Below are 19,511 nucleotides of genomic sequence, written 5' to 3'. Positions count from 1 at the left end.
ATGATGATGCGTGGTGTATTCACGGCACGGTTAACGAATATCGGCTTTGTTTTCAAGGTCGCGGGCCTGTGTGCGTTGATTTCAGGCTGTGCTACGCAACAGCTCGATCTGGCCCCGGCCTCTTATACTGAACCCTGGGCGCCCAGTTTGGACAGCGGAATGTCGACGGGAGCCGGCGGTTTTTCTGTCCCCGCCAACCCCAAAGTGGCTGAACTTCCGCCACTGCCGGCGACAGATAAAGGGCATGTATATCGGTTGGATGAACTGATTGATATTGCCCAGAACCAAAATTCTGATACCCGGATTGCCTGGCAACAGGCCCGGCAGGCTGCATTGGGCGTCGGAATGGGGGAGGCGGTTTTTCTGCCGATGATCACTGCCAGCGTTATTGGTGGCTACCAGAAAACCCGTTCCCCTTTGCCTTATGCTATCGGCGATCAACAGGATATTGATACCACTGAGAGTGCGGTGGTGCCTGCATTGGCATTGCAGTGGTTGATCTTTGATTTCGGGCAGCGCAGCGCGCTGCTTGAGGCTGCCCGGAAAAATTCTTACGCGGCCAACGTGATGTTTAATGGGATGCATCAGAAGCTCATCTATGATGTTACCCGCACCTATTTTCAGTACGGAGCGGCATTAACTCAAACTAAGCTGGCAGAGCAGGCACTACGCAATAGCCGCCAGATTCAGGATGCGGCCGAACAGCGTAGAAAAAATGGCATTGCCACAACGGTAGAGGTGGCGATGGCACAGCAGCAGGTTGCCCAGTCTGAACTGCGTCGAGTGGTAACCAAGAATATGGAGCGAGATGCTTATCAAGCGCTGCTTGGTGCGATGGGGGTCTCTCCGTCATTGGCGATTAAGGTCGGTTATAGTGAAGATCGTGCTCTGCCTAAGGCAACCAGTGCGCCTACCGAAAAAATGATAAAGCTGGCTCTTTCACAACGACCAGATGTTTTAGCCAGCTATGCGGCAACAGAAGCGGCCATGGCAGGTATCAAGGCGACGGAAGCCGATTTTTTACCTAAGGTTTATCTTGGCGGTGCAGTTGCCGGTGGCAATGGGCGCTTCGATATTCAGGGGCTACCGGCGGTTGGGCCACAGATGTCTTCATCCAGTATTTTGCTGGGTGTCAGCATGCCTATTTACGACGGCGGAATTCGTGCCGCCCGGGTTAAAGAGGCTGAATCCCGGGCCGCGGTAGCGGCTGAAGATTTTAAGAAAACCCAGGAACTGGCGGCGCGTGAAATTGTACTAGCCGCCAATATGCTGAGCTCGGCCCTTGAGTCTTATCAGGCCGCCTTAAGCTTAGTGAAAATGTCGGCTATTACTTATGATGCGGCTCTCGAATCTTACCGTAGCGGCGTCGGAACGATTACCATGGCAAACGAGACGGCGAATGGCTTGTTGAGCGCGAAGCAAATGAGTACTGATGCCTATGCGGCGTCTTTGGTTGCTGCGGCTAATCTGGCTTTTGTTATGGGGCAGATGACCCGTTCCCCGGAGGATTTGGTAAGCGTCAAATCAACGACAGCAGGCTCTCTTTATTGAGAGAGTGAAGGCCATATAAATGATTAATCAGGCAGATTACAGCAAGCCTGATTTGAATTAAAGCAGAGCGACAGAACGATCGCCTGTAGCCTATTTTTATTAGCTATCACTTTTTCTCCAGCAACATACCGCTACGTATCTAGACGCCAAAAGATGGCTATAGATATGGGGCAATGAAATTCGAATATCTCAAATAATAAATAAACCAGCGTTGGCTGGTTTATTTTTGGTGGTAAAAAAAACACTTTATTTAGATAAATTTCTCGAGAATTAATAATTATCGAATGAAATTCTAGTTATTAAGTTTTAGGTGGTTTGATATGCCTTCAAATAATGGTTGTTTCATTTGAAATGGTTGCTATGGTTTATTTTAAGTTTTTTGTTTCAAATAATTTAAATATTTATGATTTTTTAGATCTTTTTGATCGTTAATCCGATCTTGGCTAGGCTTTTGACCTTTAAAAATGATTTTATTTTATATTAAATTCCATCATGCAAACTCAACTCGATCTAATCTGTTGATATATCACTACTCACTGGTAACATATGTTGTTAAATCATCTGTGAGCAGTATCTTGTTTTTATGTGGCGAGAGTTGCAACTAATCTATCGTCTCTAAAAGAGCAGCAGAATGAATATTTATATCACAATGAGTGTGATCTGATAAGTTTTTTGTAATGAGTGACATGGAAGTTATTGATTTTATTTGTTTCTTCCATGTTGATATGTCAGTTATATATTGATGTTTGGAGCTTTCATGGAATTTGAATATAAGTCACTTGGCAAGAAGCCAGCGATAAATAATCTAAGTTTAAATATGCCTAAGTGGAATAGAAATATTCTGTCTTTATTAATCTGTAGCAGCATTATCAGTTTCCCTTTAATGTTAAGCGCTGCGCCAATAACTGCACCTAAAACAATAACGGCTGATGATGCTGAAGAAGTGTGGGGGGCTAGCGATCCGATTACAATTAATAACGCCAACGGCATATTTATTAATGGGGGTAAATTAACGCTAAATGAAGTCTCTGCTGAGATATTAAACACAAAAAATGGCGGATATGGCCTATTCGTTAATAATAATGGGAAGCTGACAATTAACGGTGGTACTTATAATCATTCTGCGATTTCTGGTGCATCACCGGCTCTAAGAGTACAGGGCGGGGGAGAACTGGTTGTTGATAATCTGACGGTAACGGACTCCGGGCCTAACGTGGGAGACTATATGTTATCGGTAGGCGGGGCCGGAGATGTTAAAAAGGGCGGAATCGCTAAGATTACTAATTCAAATTTCACCAGCAATAATTCCTATATGATGGAAGCCGTCGGTGATGGCGTTATTGATATCAGCAACAGCCGGTTGCACCTTTTAGGTAACGGCAGCGATCAGGAAGCCGTTTACTACTCTATTCAGACTCATTCCAGTGGCACCATTATTGGTGACAGATTGACGGTAGTTTCAGATGTGAATGCAGATCTGAATAACGGAATCCTATTTTTGGGCAGCGGGCATATTCAGTTAACCAATAGTCAGATCCAAAGCAATAAAGGCCAGACCATATTCGAAGGTAATATTACCGGTGATAATTTAACATTGGATTATGTCAGTAATACCGCAGACGGAGCCAAAGGCCGCTACGCCACTACAGTTAGCGGTGGCAGCATTTTAAAGCTGGATAACACTACGCTAAACGTGTCAGGCGATCATGCCTTTTTAGGTACCCATGTCGCCTCCGGCGGTACTCTGCTGGGCAACAATCTGGTTATTAATGCCAACGAAAATGTACAGGCGATTCAGATTACCGGTGAGACCAGCCTGGTCGATTTAACCAATAGCGTTATTAATAACCAAAAAGATACCCAGACCTCCATCAGAGTATTCAGATCGGGGACGGTTGATTTAAAAGATAGCCAAATTAACGCCAATGGATTAGCCATCGACTCCATTGACGGTCAGGCCATTGTTAATGCCTCCGGCAGTCAGACATTGATTGAAGGTAAAAACGGTGCATTAAAGGTACAGGCTAAAAGAGCGGATACCGGCCTTGAAATGAACCTGTCTGATAGCGCCTCGATGGTCGGCAATATATCGACATTCCAAGTCGATGATTATCTGGCAACGTTAAATCTCAATTTGTCGCAGGGCGCTAACTGGCAGGGTTCTGCTGCTAATATTGATAATGATGTTAAAAATGGCGTAGTCAATATTGCGATTGATAACGCTAATTGGGTCATGAATAGCGACTCTTCGATTGATTCTTTGTCATTACTGAATAATGGCGAAGTGACGCTGTTTAATGCTCAGAATTCGGATTCGCAGCGCAACGTATTAACCGTTGAAAACTTAAGCGGGCAGGGTAGTTTTAAACTGCGCACCGATATTGTCGGTGATGGCAGCGGTAATAATAGCTCAGACCTGCTGCGGGTAACCGGAACCACCGAAGGTAGCCATACACTAACCGTAATTAACAATGGTTCTGCTGCAACCAACGGCGCTGAAACCTTAACCGTGGTGGAAACTGCCGATGGTAATGGCCAGTTCTCAATGAACAGTAAAGTTGAGTTGGGCGGATACCAATACGACTTAAGAAAGGCCGGGACTGGCTGGGAGTTGTTCGGTGCGTCTACTGATACAGGGTTACCGCCAACAGAGCCAGAAATCACTACCACCGCCGATGCGGGTGCTAACTTCCTGAATATCGGTTACCTGATGAACTATGCCGAAACCCAGACTCTGTTACAGCGTATGGGGGATTTACGTCAGAACGGNGAACGCGGAGATATGTGGCTGCGCGGCTTTGCCGGTAAGTTTGACTCCTTCTCCGGCGGAAAGCTCAGCCAGTTTGATATGTCCTATAGCGGTATGCAGATTGGTGCTGATAAGCGTATTTCACCGGAAGTACCGCTGTTTGTCGGGGTATTTATGGGGCAGACCCAGGGTAGCCCGGATTACCGCTCCGGCGACGGCACAACCAAGTCCAGCAACGCCGGTATTTATGGTTCATATATGGCCGCTAACGGTTTCTATACGGATGCGGTGGCTAAGTATTCCCATATCAAAAATAACTTTAACGTCAGAGACAGTCAGGACAATCGCGTCAGGGGTAATGGTAATTCTGACGGTGTCAGTCTTTCGCTGGAAGCCGGCCAAAAATTTAACCTGACCGAGCAAAATAGCGGCTTCTATGTTGAGCCACAGCTCCAACTGACCTACGGCCATCAGGATGCAACCCATATTACGGCATCAAACGGACTGAAGGTGGACTTAGGCAGCTATGAGTCACTGATGGGCAGAGCGAGTGCGTTACTGGGCTACGAGCTCAATCAGGGTGATAACAAAGTGAACGTCTACCTAAAAACCGGCCTGGTGCGTGAGTTTGAAGGCGATGTGGATTATCAGTTGAACGGATCAACCGAGAGCCATACCTTTAAAGGGAATTGGTGGAACAACGGTATTGGTGTCAGCGCTCAGGTAGGAAAGCAGCATACCTTATATCTGGACCTGGATAGTTCAACGGGGAATAAATTTGACCAGCGCCAGATCAACGGCGGCTATCGCTTCAGCTTTTAATCGCGTCTGATTTAAGCCGATAAAGTATAAAAAAGGCCCGTTACGGTGATGCGATAATTTCGATAGCTGTAATGGGTTTTTTGTTTAAGGACAATGCGTTACGGACAGGAGTGTGATCTATGCTAATGCAAACGTTATTTCAACCGAAAGTAAAATGCCGATATTGTCATAAAACGGAATACGTCAAAAGACACGGTAAAGGCCGGTCGGGTTATCAACGGTATCGGTGTCTGGAATGTCGAAAAACCTTTCAGGATAAGTATATTTATAACGTGTATACGCAAAGTGATGGTGCGGAAAAAGGGTGTTTATAACGACACATCGGGTCAGTGAAGCATGCCGTTAATTATTTTTACATACCACGTCTTATGATGTGGTATTTCGACTGATGACAACCCCTGATAGTTCATTATGGGGTGTTGAAAATAGGCAATCGGATCAGGCCCGGAGCTCATTGAACTCAAAAATATCGCCCCCTCGCCCGCCAGAAAAAACCAATATTTTGATACTGATTATGCGGGCGAAATCTATACTGAAATCAAGTTAAACCATTTGTCTGCAATCCCACATCTTATGATGTAGCACCTACAGCCTAATCTCTTTTAAATCTACATACTCCGGCAGCATATGGGCTAATTGAACCGGTGAGTCGCTGCCCATTTTTTATCATTTTATGATAATGGATTTCTAGCGTGCGTAATGCCAAATACAGACGGTCAGCGATCGCTTTCTAAGGCCAGCAAAAGGGCGGTTAGTCCTTATCTATGGCTTCGTGAACCATGCGGATGCACACAATTTTGCGTTAAGTATCATTGTTGGTATGGCACTAATACTGTGTATAAGGTGATACAGCATAATTATATAAGATTGATGACGGTAATACTTAATCATTGCCAATTTATTTAGGCGTGTTTCTTGAAGGTTGATTGTTGGTGAATGGATTGTTATTGGTTTATTTTTATATTTTTGTATGTGTTTTTAATGAAATTAATTTCATTTGAAATTGTTGTTTTTTGTTATTTAAAGTTTTTTATTTCGAATGTACTAAATATTTGTTGTTTTTAGATCGTCAATCAGTTCCCGGCTGGTTTTTTGGTCTTTAAAATAGAGTTAATTTTAAATTAAATGTCATTTTTACAAACTAATTCGATCTTATGTATTATCTTTACGTATGTGAATGGTAAGATGTGTTGTATTGATAGTTGTTTGTAGTATCTTATTTTATAACGCAATGATTTTATTTGATTTGCCATCTATATGGTTGAAATTAAGTAATTAACCTATGCCAGAAATTTTATTTCTCGATGAGTGCTGTGTAGTAAATGTTATGTATGTTGATGAATTTATTAATAATCAATATGTCGATATAAGTGTAATATATGGATAGTAGAGGTTTTTCATGGAATTTGAATGTAAATCATATGGTAATGGGTTAGCTGTAAAGAATTTGAATTTAAATGTGTTTGTGTTTAATAAGATAGCCCTGTCATTATTAATGTGTACGAGTATTGTTTCCTTCCCTTTAACGTCAAGTGCCTCACCCGTAACGGCTCCAAGGACAATAACATCTAATGACGCTGAAGAAGTGTGGGGTGCTGGCGATCCTATTACAATTAATAACTCTAATGGGATTTTTATTAACGGGGGTAAATTAACGCTAAATGAAGTATCTACCGAAATTTTAAACACTCGAAATGGCGGGTATGGCCTATTCGTTAATAACAACGGAAAGTTGACAATTAACGGTGGTACTTATAACCATTCTGCGGCTTCTAACTCATCTCCGGCTCTGCGAGCACAGGCCGGAGGAGAGTTGATTGTTGATAATCTGACGATAACTCATAAAGCAGTTGATGATGGAGACTACATGTTATCGGTAGATGAGGGGGGAATCGCTAAGATTACCAACTCAAATTTCACCGTTAATGAATCTTATATGATGCAAGCCACCGGCGATGGCGTTATTAATATCAGCAACAGCCGATTGCACCTTTTGGGTAACCGCAGCGATGGGGAAGACGTTTACTACTCGATTCAGACTCATCCCGATGGCCGCATTATTGGTGACAGATTGACGGTGATTTCAGATGTGAATGCAGATCTGAATAACGGAGTCATATTTTTAGGTAACGGGAATATCCAGTTAACCAACAGTCTGATCCAAAGTAATAAAGGCCAGACCATATTTTCTGATAATGTTACCGGTGATAATTTGATATTGAATTATGTCAGTAATACCGCAGACGGAGCCAAAGGCCGCTACGCGACCACAGTCACCTATGACAGCGTTTTAAAGCTGAGTAACTCTACGCTAAACGTATCAGGCGATCATGCTTATTTGGGGGCGCATGTCTACGGCGGCGCAACTCTGCTGGGTAATAACCTGACTATTAATGCCAAAGATAATGTGCAAGCTATCCAGATTAGTGATGAGACCAGCCTGGTCGATTTAACCAATAGCGTTATTAATAATGAAAAAGATACCCAGACCTCCATCAGAGTATTCAGGTCGGGGCAGGTTAATCTAAAAGATAGCCAAATTAACGCTAATGGAATAGCCATCGACTCTATTAACGGCCAGGCCATTGTTAATGCCTCCGGCAGCCAAACGCTGATTGAAGGCAAAAACGGTGCATTAAAAGTCGTTGCCAGAAATATGGATACTGGTTTTGAGATGAACTTATCCGATAGTGCTTCAATGGTTGGTGATATGTCTACATCACAGGTTGATGACTATGTGGCAACGTTAAATCTCAATCTGTCGCAAGGGGCACACTGGCAGGGTGCCTCCGTTAATACGACTAATGATATTAAAAATGGTGTAATCAATATTGCGATTGATAATGCCAGTTGGACAATGAATAGCGACTCTTCCATTGATTCTTTGTCATTGCTGAATAATGGCGAAGTAACGCTGTTTAATGCTCAGAATTCGCATCCGCAGCGTAACGTATTAACCGTTGAGAACTTAAGCGGGCAGGGTAGTTTTAAACTGCGCACCGATATTGTCGGCGATGGCAGCGGTAATAATAGCGGAGACCTGCTGCGGGTAACCGGAACCACTGAAGGCAGCCATACATTAACCGTGATGAATAATGGTTCTGCTGCAACCGACGGTACTGAAACCTTAACCGTGGTCGAAACCGCCGATGGCAATGGTCAGTTCTCACTGAACAGTAAAGTTGAGCTGGGCGGATATGAGTACGATTTAAGAAAGATCGAAACTCATTGGCAGTTGTTCGGTGCGCCAGCGACTAGTCAGATAGAGATGCCACAGCCACCACCGGAACCAAGAATCACTTCAACTGCTGATGCCAGCGCTAACTTCCTGAATATCGGTTACCTGATGAACTATGCCGAAACCCAGACTCTGTTACAGCGTATGGGGGATTTACGTCAGAACGGTGAACGCGGAGATATGTGGCTGCGCGGCTTTGCCGGTAAGTTTGACTCCTTCTCCGGCGGAAAGCTCAGCCAGTTTGATATGTCCTATAGCGGTATGCAGATTGGTGCTGATAAGCGTATTTCACCGGAAGTGCCGCTGTTTGTCGGCGTATTTATGGGGCAGACCCAGGGTAGCCCGGATTACCGCTCCGGCGACGGTACAACCAAGTCCAGCAACGCCGGTATTTATGGTTCATATATGGCCGCTAACGGTTTCTATACGGATGCGGTGGCTAAGTATTCCCATGTGAAAAATAACTTCAGCGTCCGGGATAGCCAGGACAATCGCGTCAGGGGTAATGGTAATTCTGACGGCGTCAGTCTTTCGCTGGAAGCCGGCCAAAAATTTAACCTGACCGAGCAAAACCGCGGCTTCTATGTTGAGCCACAGCTCCAACTGACCTACGGCCATCAGGATGCAGCCCAGATTAAGGCATCAAACGGGTTGAAGGTGGACTTAGGCAGTTATGAGTCACTGATGGGCAGAGCGAGTGCGTTACTGGGCTACGAGCTCAATCAGGGTGATAACAAAGTGAACGTCTACCTAAAAACCGGCCTGGTGCGTGAGTTTGAAGGCGACGTGGATTATCAACTGAACGGGTCAACCGAGAGCCATACCTTTAAAGGGAACTGGTGGAACAACGGTATTGGTGTCAGCGCTCAGGTAGGAAAACAGCATACGCTATATCTGGATCTGGACAGTTCAACGGGGAATAAATTTGACCAACGCCAGATCAACGGCGGCTATCGCTTCAGCTTTTAATCGCGTCTGATTTAAGCCGATAAAGTATAAAAAAGGCCCGTTACGGTGATGCGATAATTTCGATGGCTGTAATGGGTTTTTTATTGAAGGACAATGGGTTACGGACAGGGTGGGGTATGCTAATGCGAACGTTATTTCAACCAAAAGTAAAATGCCGATATTGTCATAAAACGGAATACGTCAAAAGACACGGTAAAGGTCGATCGGGTTATCCGCGGTACCGGTGTCTGGAATGCCGAAAAACCTTTCAGGATAAGTATATTTATAACGTGTATACGCAGAGTGATGGTGCGGAGAAAGGATGTTCATAACGACACATCGGGTCAGTGAAGCATGCCGTCAATTATTTTCACAATACCACGTCTTATGATGTGGTATTTCGATTGGTGACAAACCTTGATGGTTCATCATGGGGTGTTGAAAATAGGCTATCGGATCAGGCCCGGAGCCCATTGAACTCAAAATATCGCCCCTTTTATCGCCAGAAAAAACGAATATTCCGATACTGCTTATACGGACGAAATTTAGGCTAAAATCAAATTAAACTACGTTGTCTGCAATCCCATATCTTATGATGTGGTACCTACAGCCTAATCTCTTTTAAATCTACGTATTTCGACAGCATATGGGCTAATTGAACCGGTGAGTCGCTGCCCATTTTTTTCATCATTTTATGGCGATGAATTTCTACCGTACGTAATGCCAAATACAGACGGTCGGCGATCACTTTATTGGGGTGGCCTTCTAATACCAGCATTAAGATCTGCTTTTCTCTGCCGGTCAGGCTGTCTAAAGCCTCCTTTAACTGGTGATATTTCTCAAGCCAACTAAATTTTTCCACGCTGGCCTGTCGGGCAGACTGTAAAACTCGCAGCAGCTCACCCACATCAACCGGCTTTTCTAACAGATCAAAAGCGCCGTTCTTAAATATCTTACTGGCGGTCGGTACATCGGCATGACCGGATAAAAAGATAATGCTTAAGACATTATCGTTGCGCAGTAACTGCTCCTGGAGCTCTACGCCGGTCATTTGCGGCATACAGATATCTAACAGCACGCAGCCCGGTTGAGTAATATCGACCTGCTTGAGAAAATGATCGGCACCAGAAAAGCTGATTAAGTTTACTCCCGCTGCCTCCAGTAGCCAGGTCAGCGAGTCCCTGATCGCCGGGTCGTCATCAACCAAATATACGTTACTGGTTATCATGCTGTGCTCCTTCGGCTAAGGGGAGTGAGATAAAAATACCGCTACCGGCTGGTTGGCTTTGTGCCCAGATACGCCCGTGGTGTGCCTCAATAATGCGTTTGCAAATCGTCATCCCTAAGCCAAGCCCGTTGTCTTTACTGGTGACAAAAGGGACAAATAGCTTACCCAACTGCTCGCCGGTCATGCCAATGCCGTTATCTGCGATCTTTAAAATAACGTCTGATTCGGTTATCTGCATATCAAAAATAATCTGAGGCTTAGCGACCGGCGGCACGCACTGCTTGATAGCATCCAGCGCATTGCGAATAAGATTAACCAAAACCTGCTGAATTAAGATTTCATCGGCAAAAACCGTTACCGAAGCCTGTGACGGCCCGATAACGGTAATTCCGTCACGCTTCAGATCGTTAGTAAACAATGCTAAGGCATTGGCGATCACGTTATTCAGCACAATATTCTGCTGCTGCTCCGGGTGCTTCTTAATAAAGTGTCTCATATGCCGGATAACTTCTTTGGCATTGTTGGTCTGATTAATTGCAGATTCCAATGCCTTATCCAACGCCGCAATATCCAGTGGCTGTTGCTGCAAACGCATGCGACAGCCGACAACATAGTTATTGATTGCCATCAGTGGTTGGTTAAGCTCGTGGGCCATACCCGCCGCCATTTCCCCTGAAAGCAGGATTCGTTGGGCGGAATAGAACTGTTCCTGCTGCTTGCGAATCCACTCTGCGGACTCTTGGTTGAGCTCCATCATCTGCTGTAACTGCTTGGTTCGGGTGCGAACCAAGTAGCTAACGCGCAGATGGTAACCAATCAGCAAGAGCCCGTAGCCCAACGCAATAAACAGCCAGCCACGGTATTTTTGCCATAGAACGTTAAGATGGTCGTTATTGCCGGCTAGGCCAAGGTCGGTCATTAAGCCAATAATACTGCTGTCGTTAATCGGTACCGTCCAGCCCTGATAGTTTCCTTGAACGGCAGGAGCGTCGTCTGATTTTATGGATAATAAGGCTTGAGCTATTTCACTGGCTAGCTGTTCATGGACATGCTTCATGCGGGATAATGTCCAGTAAGGGTAAAGCGGAGTAGAGCTCTGGCAGGGCAGCGTCGTCTGCGGATAAATATCTAAAACTTTAAACTGTTCCGGACTAAAATGGCCGGACTTTATTGCCTGTTCCAGCACGCAGGTTGGTAAAATAGCAATGTCGGCTTCTCGGTTGGCTAACTGGGATAGCAGGCTCTCCTGCGGTAATCCGACAAAGCGCAAATAAGGAAAATCACGTACGGGATCAATGCCGCTTTTCAGCCACTCTCGCTTAATTATCTGAAAGCCGCCAAATGCCTGCGGCGTAGTAGCAATAATATTTTTGTCTCTGATCTCATTCCAGTTAGCAATATCAGGGATATCGCTGCGGGCGATAACGGTTGAACCGATCGCAAACTGAGGGTCGGCATGCAAAGGCTTTAAGTTCAGCATCCGCACGGCTTCATGCTGATTCTGATACATCAAAAACTTCACGCCGTTAGTAATCGCGAAATCAATGGTTTCGCTGGAAACTAATTGATCGATACTTTTAATGTCGCCAATAACCAGCGTGAATTGATATTGAGGGAAGCGTTGATTTAAGTAGTCAATGGTTGGCTGCCAGCGGTATATATCCTTATTGATATCATCAAATGACAATACCCCAATGCGAATGGCCGGGCGTTGCTGATATACATCCGCAATAGCCATCGGGCTAATCAACATACCGATGAGCAACAGTCCTCTGAATAACCTATACACCATGTGATTCCTCGTTATTTGTTGTAGAAAACATGACCTGTTATGCCAGCGGCAATATTGATATAGGTCAACTGGCTACGGTATATGCGGTAAACCACTATAGAGAAGAGAAAGTCTCTACCGCAGAGTGTCGTCATTGTCATCACAATGAAAAGGCACCGATATGGAAAATAACAACAAATCCAGACGCCAGTTTATTCGCTTAGGCATTACCTCTGCTGCCGTTGCACCGCTGGCCGCTATGCTCCCGTTAAACGCTAACGCTAATCAAACGCCCCCTGAGATTCACTGGGACGAAGAGATGGATATTCTGGTTATGGGAACCGGAATGGCGGGCTCAATTGCGGCCATTAAAGCGGCAGAAACTACGCCGGGAATGAAAATTATTCTGGCCGACAAGATGTCGCGCTTAGGCGGTTCTTCCCTAATATCCGGTCTGAATATGGCGGTTGTCGGTTCACCGTGGCAAAAAGAGATCGGGGTACTTGATGATTCATGGGAGCTGTTACTGGCCGATATAGAAAAAGAATCTAAAGGCTACAACCATATTGAGATCACCAAAACCATCGCGCAGAACACCTTGCCCCTGTTTAACTTTCTCTGCGACCACGGCGTTGAGTTTGATAAATCAATCGGCAACGGTACGGGAATAAAGCCGTTGGGAGGGCACTCTCGTGCCCGTTGCGTATGGCCGGTCAACGGCGGCAGCGGCATTGTAAAAAGCCTGCAAAAGCACATGAAAGAAAATATTGCGGAAATTGAAATTCGTAAACAGATCCTGCTGGAAGAGATTATCCGTAATCCTGAAGGCCGGGTGATTGGTGCCAAAGTGCGGGAAAATTACGTTTTTAACCGCGAAGTGAAAGACTTTGGGGAAAACGATAATCCGTCGTTTAACGCCACCGGAAACACCCGTTATTACAAAATCAAACGCGGTCTGATCATGGCCACCGGCGGTTATAATCAGGATCGTAAATTCCGCGGTGATGAAGTCGGCGTGCTGTATAACTCGGTTTCTACCGCCAATCCGGGGGCCACGGCCGGCGCTTTAAAAGCGATGATCAAAGCCGGCTTTAAGCCGATTCATATGACGCTGTTCCGCTTTGCTTTCCCTATTCCGACTGAAGATATTCTATGGGGAATCCTGGTTAACCCGAGAACCTGTAAACGTTTTATTGATGAGTTCAATAATAATGACCGTCAGGGGTTAGGCTTGGCAATTCTCTCTGAACGCCGCCGGATTAACGGTGAGCAGATTGTGCTGATTTATGACCAAATCGGTATTGAGAATTATCACGATAAACAGCGGCTCCATTTATCCCTTGAGGGGAAAAACGGCACCGAAGGAACTATGTGGAAATTTGAGACCCTTGAAGAGCTGGCCCAGAACTTCAATATGGATATCAATCAACTGCAAAAGACCATTGCTGAATACAATCAGAATATGGCTGACAATAAAGACCAGTTTGGTAAGCCAAAAGCCATGATGAAAACCTCCACCTCTATCGGTAAAGCACCTTACTACGCCATGTGGCTTAACCCGCGTTATAACTACAGTCAGGGCGGGGCGATGATAACCCCTCAGGCACAGCCGATTGATGTCGTCACTGAACAACCCATTCCCGGCGTATTTGTCTGCGGTGAGGCCTCTGCGGGGAGCTATGGCTATATCCGTTTAACCGCCTGCGGCAGCCTTGACTGTGGCGTTTTTGGCATGATTGCCGGAGAAAATGCCGGTAAAGAAACGCCGTGGGAATAACCGGTGAATAACAGGAGATCGTCATGAAAAAAATATCACTGATATTTGCCTTACTGTGCGCGCTTTTCTCGCCGCCGCTGTTATCTGACACCGGTAAAACATCGCCGGATGAGCAAGTCAGTTCAGCCAATGTACAAAGTGAATTTGCGCTAAAAGCGCATCATCAAAAACTACAGTTGCCCTGTACTGCCTGCCATAAGGAGCAAGACCCTGCGCAATATAAACCTCTGGCAACCAAAGAGTGCCTGACCTGCCACGGCAGTGCTGAAAAAGTCGCTAAGCGTACCGGATTTATGGATGCGAATCAGACTAACCCGCACCGCTCGCTCCATGACGGGCTCGACTTAGACTGCTACGAATGTCATGCCGAACATAAACCTTCAACCAATCTCTGTGAGACTTGTCATGACAATACCCGGGACTGGTTCGGACCGACACCTTAAGGAAGGAAAAGAGCATGAGTAGAACACGTTTTATCATTTTACTTGCTTGCGTTATCGGTCTGGTTAGCGTTGGTATCAGCCTGCTCGGGGCTGAAGCGGTAAAACAGACCGGCGGCGAGAACTTTTGCGGTTCTTGCCATGAGATGCAACCGATGGTGAAAACCTTTCAGCAGGATATTCACGGGGGAAATAACCCGCACGGGTTCAGTGCGGAGTGCGTGGACTGTCATTTACCGCATACCAGCACCTTCAGCTATTTGGTTTCTAAGGGAGTGCAGGGCACCAATGACGTGGTTAAAGTGATGTTTACTGATACCTCTAAAATAGACTGGATAAGCCGCCGCAAGCAGCGAGAAGAGTTTGTTTTTGATTCCGGCTGCCTGACTTGCCATAACAAGCTGTTAGACAAAACGACGGCAGATAATTCGAAATCCCTTGAGATGCATCAGCACTATAAAGATATGCAGCAAACCACCACGCCGGTTAACTGCGTTTCTTGCCATGTTACCGTGGGCCATAACGGGGAACTGCGCAGTGAACTTAACCAAACTCAGCCTGAATATAAGTTTTCTCAGGATTTGATTAAGAATAAAAAGTAACCAATGAGTGCTTGGTCTAAGGGCTGGACCCTGTTTTTCAACGGAGTGACGACGAAATTAGCCCCCTCGTTATTCCCGTTGTCCAACGGGGTGGCGACGAAGTTCCCTCCTCCGTCATCCCCGCGAAAGCGGGGACCCAGGTTTTGGCTAACCGGTTAGCGCTTGGCTTAAGGGCTGGACCTCGTTTTTCAACGGGGTGACGAAGAAATTTGCCCCCTCGTTATTCCCGTTGCCCAATGGGGTGGCGACGAAGTTCCCTCCCTCGTCATCCCCGCGAAAGCGGGGACCCAGGTTTTGGCTAACCGGTTAGCCCTTGGCCCAAAGGCGAAACGTTGATCGCTGAGGCTCTTAATGTTCAACCAAGTGCAATATGGCCAAGCCGGTATTATGATTCAGCGAGCACAAAGCTTAAGCAGCGAAATAGCGATAAATAATAAAAGGACTGTGGGTCGAAAACCTGACAAACCGAATAAACTCCGTTCTTAGTCGGCTAAATAGCGATCATATCCTAATGTTCTATTGGCGGACGAGACGTTTAAGTCTTTATAGATAATATCCAGATAAAATAATTTCTATTTATTGCAACTTTTTTACCTTGGAATTAAATAACAGGTGTAATTATATTTGGTTGAGTGGCTAAATGCTGAAAACAGCGATAAAAAACATTATTGATTAACATTGGTTAGTGAAATACATAAATTACTTTAATGAGATGTTATATCTAGGTTAATCGGGAATTTTGTGTTTTATTCTTAATTAATGCGGTTTACACGATAATTTAGATCGAATACACTTGTCTAACTAACGCATTGGCTAATATTTATAATATTAAGAATAGACAATAAAAACACATTGGGGTTTTTAGGTTTTAATGTCTTTGCTTGCCGATTTTAACTCGTTGTAAATATTAAAAATATCTTTTTAAGTCATGCTTTAATTAATCTACCTTAAAGCAATAACAACTCGTTATTGTTAGTGTTACAAATCGATTAAATAGCTGTTTAACTCCGATTAATAGGTAGGGGCTAAATTTTATATTGGTCAGAATTTATTTTTTCTTAATAAATGATTAGGTAATTATTTAGCAACGGGATAATCAAGAAGTAAGAGATTTATTATTGAATTGAAAGGATATTTTCTCATAAAGCGACGTCGATAAACGTTTCTTTATGTAGGCATTAATAAGGATATAATTGTATGCAAAGAAAAAACCAACCCTTCGGATTTTTAAAAAAGCCTTTAGTCATTTTAATCGGTGCTTTGTGCTGTGGTGCTTATGCACAGGCGGCTTCCTTTACCTGGCAGGGCAGCGCAACAGGACATTGGCACGACGCTGTTAACTGGGATAATGGCGTACCAAATGCAGATAGTACCGCCACTATTAGCGGCGGGCCCTCCGTTAATGTCACTCAGCCAACAGATCTGGTTAAATATTTTTACGCTAATGATGCCACTTTAAATATCAATGCCGGTGGCGTTCTGGCCCTTGAACAACTTAATTTAGGTCATGAAGCCAATACTAAAACAACGGTTTTAGTCAGCGGTATTGGTTCAGCCATTAACTCCGGTGCTGATTTTGCCGTTTGGCGTATTGGCAATAGCGGAGAGGCGGTTATTACTCTGGAAAATGGCGGGCAACTGACAAGCAATGGTGCCGCTTCTCCCCCTATTCTTCAATTGGGAGAGAATGCCGGAGCTAGCGGTACCATTATTGCCAATGGGGCTGCTCTTGATGTGCTTGGTAATAAGATTGCCGCCATTGATATTAATGCGCTGATGCGAGTCGGGCAATGGGGTAACGGGTCGCTCCAGATCCTCAATGGTGCACTTGCTAATATCGGGATTGTACATGTTGGCCACTATGCGGGCAGCCAAGGAAGCGTCGTTATTTCCGGTCAGGGAAGTACCCTGAATACGGTTAAAGAGATTGTGGTTGGTCATGGTGGTACAGGAACGCTGGTTCTTGAAAACGGCGGCGTAATGAACATTGGTGGTAGTAGTCAGGTTAACGGTAGCATCGATTCTTGGGCATTGGTAACCGGTCCGGGTTCGGTCTGGAACGCTAACGGTGGATTTGTGCTCAACACTGCCGCCAGACCGGATGTTCAACACCGGTTAGATATTCGTAACGGTGGGACAATAAATTCTAAGGGTGTGTTTGAGATCAGTGTGTTTACCACTGAGAGCGAAGGCATTCTTACCGTAGCAGACAGAGGCTCTGTCTTGAACGTTACTGACGATCCGGTTTCTGGCGGCGGAATGTATATCGGTAGTGGTAGTAAAGGCACCATGCAAATAACCAACCAAGGCGAAGTAAACTCCGTCAACGTTATGGTGGGTACAAACGCCACCGGTGCTGGTGAAATATTGGTCTCTGATGCAGGCTCCCGCTGGATTAATGATAAACAGATGCTGTTGGGGCGCAGAGGTCAGGCAACGATGGTTGTTCAGCATCAGGGCTATGTTGAGTCCGGCTCATCTTCTGTTGGCGTATTCGCCGATGCTAAAGGTGAAGTTCTGCTGACCGGAGGCGCAAGCTGGAATAATTTAGGTGATATGACTCTCGGCGATGCGGGGAGCGGTATTCTTACGCTAAATCGTAATGCAGAGCTTACCGTTGGCGGAGTATTGAATATCGGTGCTCAGGTCGGAGGTGAGGGTACGCTTAACGTCGGCTCCGCTCTGGGCTATGCGGCAACCGACGCTGGTACATTAAATCTAAGCAGTATCGTATTAGGTAACGTTGATAGCTCGGGGGTTAATACCGGCGGCGATGGCACTATTGTCTTTAACCATACTCATAGCGGCTACAACTTTAATGCTAATACCTCAGGTGATGGTTCCGTAATAGTACAAAGTGGTACCACTCGATTTAACGGGCAGAATACCTACGCGGGAATAACCGAAATTCATAGCCAAGGTATCGCTCGTGCAGGCGGTGAAAATACCTTTAGCAGCAACGCTGACTACCAGATTGACGCCGGTGGTTGGCTGGATATGGCCAGCCATAACCAAACGTTGGGCAATACGACAAACGCAGGCTTAATTACCTTCCATACCGATGCTAACGCTAACGGTAGTGGTCATAACCTGCTGACAGTGAACGGTGACTATCACGGCGACAACGGAACAATTGTCTACAATACCGCATTGGCTTCTAACGATGCTCCTACCGACCTTTTAGTGGTCACGGGCAATACCTCGGGAACGACTCATGTAAAAGTGGTTAACGCCGGCGGAACCGGAGCGGAAACGCAAGACGGCATTAAGTTGGTTGATGTGAGAGGAGACTCGAGCGGTCGCTTCAATCTGGAAGGGCGTGCAGTAGCCGGAGCCTATGAATACTTCTTGTATCAGGGCGGAATGACCACGCCAACCGATGGCGACTGGTATCTTCGTTCAACGTTTGATTCACCAACGGCAACGCCGTCTATTTATCGCCCGGAAGCCGGCGGCTATATGGCTAATATGGCAGCGGCAGGTAATCTGTTCAGCCTGCGGTTAGAAGATCGTGAAGGCCGGGCAGAAAACTCCAGCCTGTGGCTACGTCAGGTCGGATCGCGTACCAAACACCGCGACAGCACTGGCCAGCTACACACTGCCACTAACAGCTACGTAATTCAGGGCGGCGGAGAAGTATTTGGGACTCAATTTATAGACAGCGACCGTTTTGGCTTAGGTGTGATGGCGGCCTATGGTCAGGCTGACAGCAAGTCGGGTTCTAAACTAACCGGTTATCGGGCTGACAGTCGCATTGATGGTTACAGTACCGGCATCTATGGTACTTGGTATCAGGATGCCAAGACGCTGAACGGGGCTTATGTTGACAGTTGGGTTCAGTACAGCTGGTTAGATGCAGAAGTTAACGGTCAGAGCGTAGCGAAAGAGTCCTACGATATGGACGGCTTTAGCGCTTCGATTGAAGCGGGTTATCGCCTACCGGTCTATCAGGGGCTGAACAGTGAAGTATTTATTACTCCACAGGCTCAGGTTGTCTGGAGTGGTATTCAGGCCGATGACCATCGTGAAGCTAACGGCACCAAGGTGAGTTCCAGCGGCAGCGATAATGTTCAAACCCGCCTGGGTGTAAAAATCTCCCGTGACGGGGTGAGTGATAAAGACATTGGTCGCGATAAGCAGTTTACCGTGTATGCCGAAGCTAACTGGTTGAACAACAGTCAACAGGCCGGTGCCATTATGGACGGTGTCGAAGTCAAACAGGCGGGTAGCCGGAATATCGGTGAACTAAAGCTGGGTACGGAAGGTAAGCTGAATCAGAACCTGAACCTATGGACTAACGTCGGGCAACAGCTCGGCGATAAAGGCTATAGCGATACTTCAGTTAATTTTGGTATTAAATATAGCTTCTAGGTGAGTTTAATTAT

11 protein-coding genes and 1 pseudogene are annotated in these 19,511 nt (G+C 45.7%); 10 read left to right on the top strand and 2 right to left on the bottom strand.

The annotated features are described in order from the left end of the window. From YWE_RS26505 to YWE_RS31830, 5 genes are all read left to right on the top strand, one after another. Complete coding sequence (locus YWE_RS26505; RefSeq protein WP_051323174.1) at positions 1-1,551, top strand: TolC family protein; 1,551 nt, start codon at positions 1-3, stop codon at positions 1,549-1,551. Between the two features lie 742 nt (positions 1,552-2,293). Next, positions 2,294-5,122, top strand: a complete 2,829-nt coding sequence (locus YWE_RS26500; protein ID WP_084166961.1) for an autotransporter outer membrane beta-barrel domain-containing protein — start codon at positions 2,294-2,296, stop codon at positions 5,120-5,122. A gap of 119 nt (positions 5,123-5,241) precedes the next feature. Continuing rightward, entirely contained in the window at positions 5,242-5,436 is a 195-nt protein-coding gene (locus YWE_RS31835; protein ID WP_071605818.1) for an IS1/IS1595 family N-terminal zinc-binding domain-containing protein, read from the top strand. Positions 5,437-6,854: 1,418 nt separating this feature from the next. Then, positions 6,855-9,329, top strand: coding sequence for an autotransporter outer membrane beta-barrel domain-containing protein (locus YWE_RS26495; protein WP_161628760.1), 2,475 nt, complete (start codon positions 6,855-6,857; stop codon positions 9,327-9,329). Between the two features lie 62 nt (positions 9,330-9,391). Then, positions 9,392-9,640 carry an IS1/IS1595 family N-terminal zinc-binding domain-containing protein gene (locus YWE_RS31830; protein WP_428829258.1) on the top strand — a complete coding sequence of 83 codons (249 nt, stop codon included), beginning with the start codon at positions 9,392-9,394 and terminating at the stop codon, positions 9,638-9,640. Positions 9,641-9,912: 272 nt separating this feature from the next. Here YWE_RS31830 and YWE_RS0103790 read toward each other — a convergent pair whose 3' ends face one another. Beyond that, positions 9,913-10,536 (bottom strand): response regulator transcription factor, encoded by a 624-nt coding sequence (locus YWE_RS0103790; protein WP_029093325.1) that lies wholly within the window; start codon positions 10,534-10,536, stop codon positions 9,913-9,915. Next, entirely contained in the window at positions 10,523-12,325 is a 1,803-nt protein-coding gene (locus YWE_RS26490) for a sensor histidine kinase (protein WP_248595840.1), read from the bottom strand. The genes YWE_RS0103790 and YWE_RS26490 overlap by 14 nt, the downstream gene beginning before the upstream one ends. 163 nt (positions 12,326-12,488) lie before the next feature. Between YWE_RS26490 and YWE_RS0103780 the strand changes: the two genes are divergently transcribed. The 5 genes and pseudogenes from YWE_RS0103780 to YWE_RS26480 all read left to right on the top strand — a co-directional run bounded on the left by YWE_RS0103780 (position 12,489) and on the right by YWE_RS26480 (position 19,497). Further along, positions 12,489-14,084, top strand: a complete 1,596-nt coding sequence (locus YWE_RS0103780; RefSeq protein WP_029093324.1) for an FAD-binding protein — start codon at positions 12,489-12,491, stop codon at positions 14,082-14,084. Between the two features lie 23 nt (positions 14,085-14,107). Then, entirely contained in the window at positions 14,108-14,527 is a 420-nt protein-coding gene (locus YWE_RS0103775; protein WP_029093323.1) for a cytochrome c3 family protein, read from the top strand. A 14-nt stretch (positions 14,528-14,541) separates the two neighbouring features. Then, positions 14,542-15,126 carry a cytochrome c3 family protein gene (locus YWE_RS26485; protein ID WP_051323171.1) on the top strand — a complete coding sequence of 195 codons (585 nt, stop codon included), beginning with the start codon at positions 14,542-14,544 and terminating at the stop codon, positions 15,124-15,126. Positions 15,127-15,437: 311 nt separating this feature from the next. Next, positions 15,438-15,560 (top strand): annotated as a pseudogene (locus YWE_RS30310) (helix-turn-helix domain-containing protein); the annotation flags it as partial. Positions 15,561-16,323: 763 nt separating this feature from the next. Beyond that, positions 16,324-19,497: an autotransporter family protein gene (locus tag YWE_RS26480; protein ID WP_051323170.1), complete on the top strand. Its 3,174-nt coding sequence runs from the start codon at positions 16,324-16,326 to the stop codon at positions 19,495-19,497. The last annotated feature ends 14 nt before the right edge of the window (positions 19,498-19,511 follow it).

Origin of the sequence: Budvicia aquatica DSM 5075 = ATCC 35567 (assembly GCF_000427805.1) — a bacterium.
Taxonomy (GTDB): Bacteria; Pseudomonadota; Gammaproteobacteria; order Enterobacterales; family Enterobacteriaceae; genus Budvicia; species Budvicia aquatica.
The sequence above is the reverse complement of the archived record's forward strand: the minus strand, read 5'-3'. Positions and strand labels throughout refer to the sequence as shown.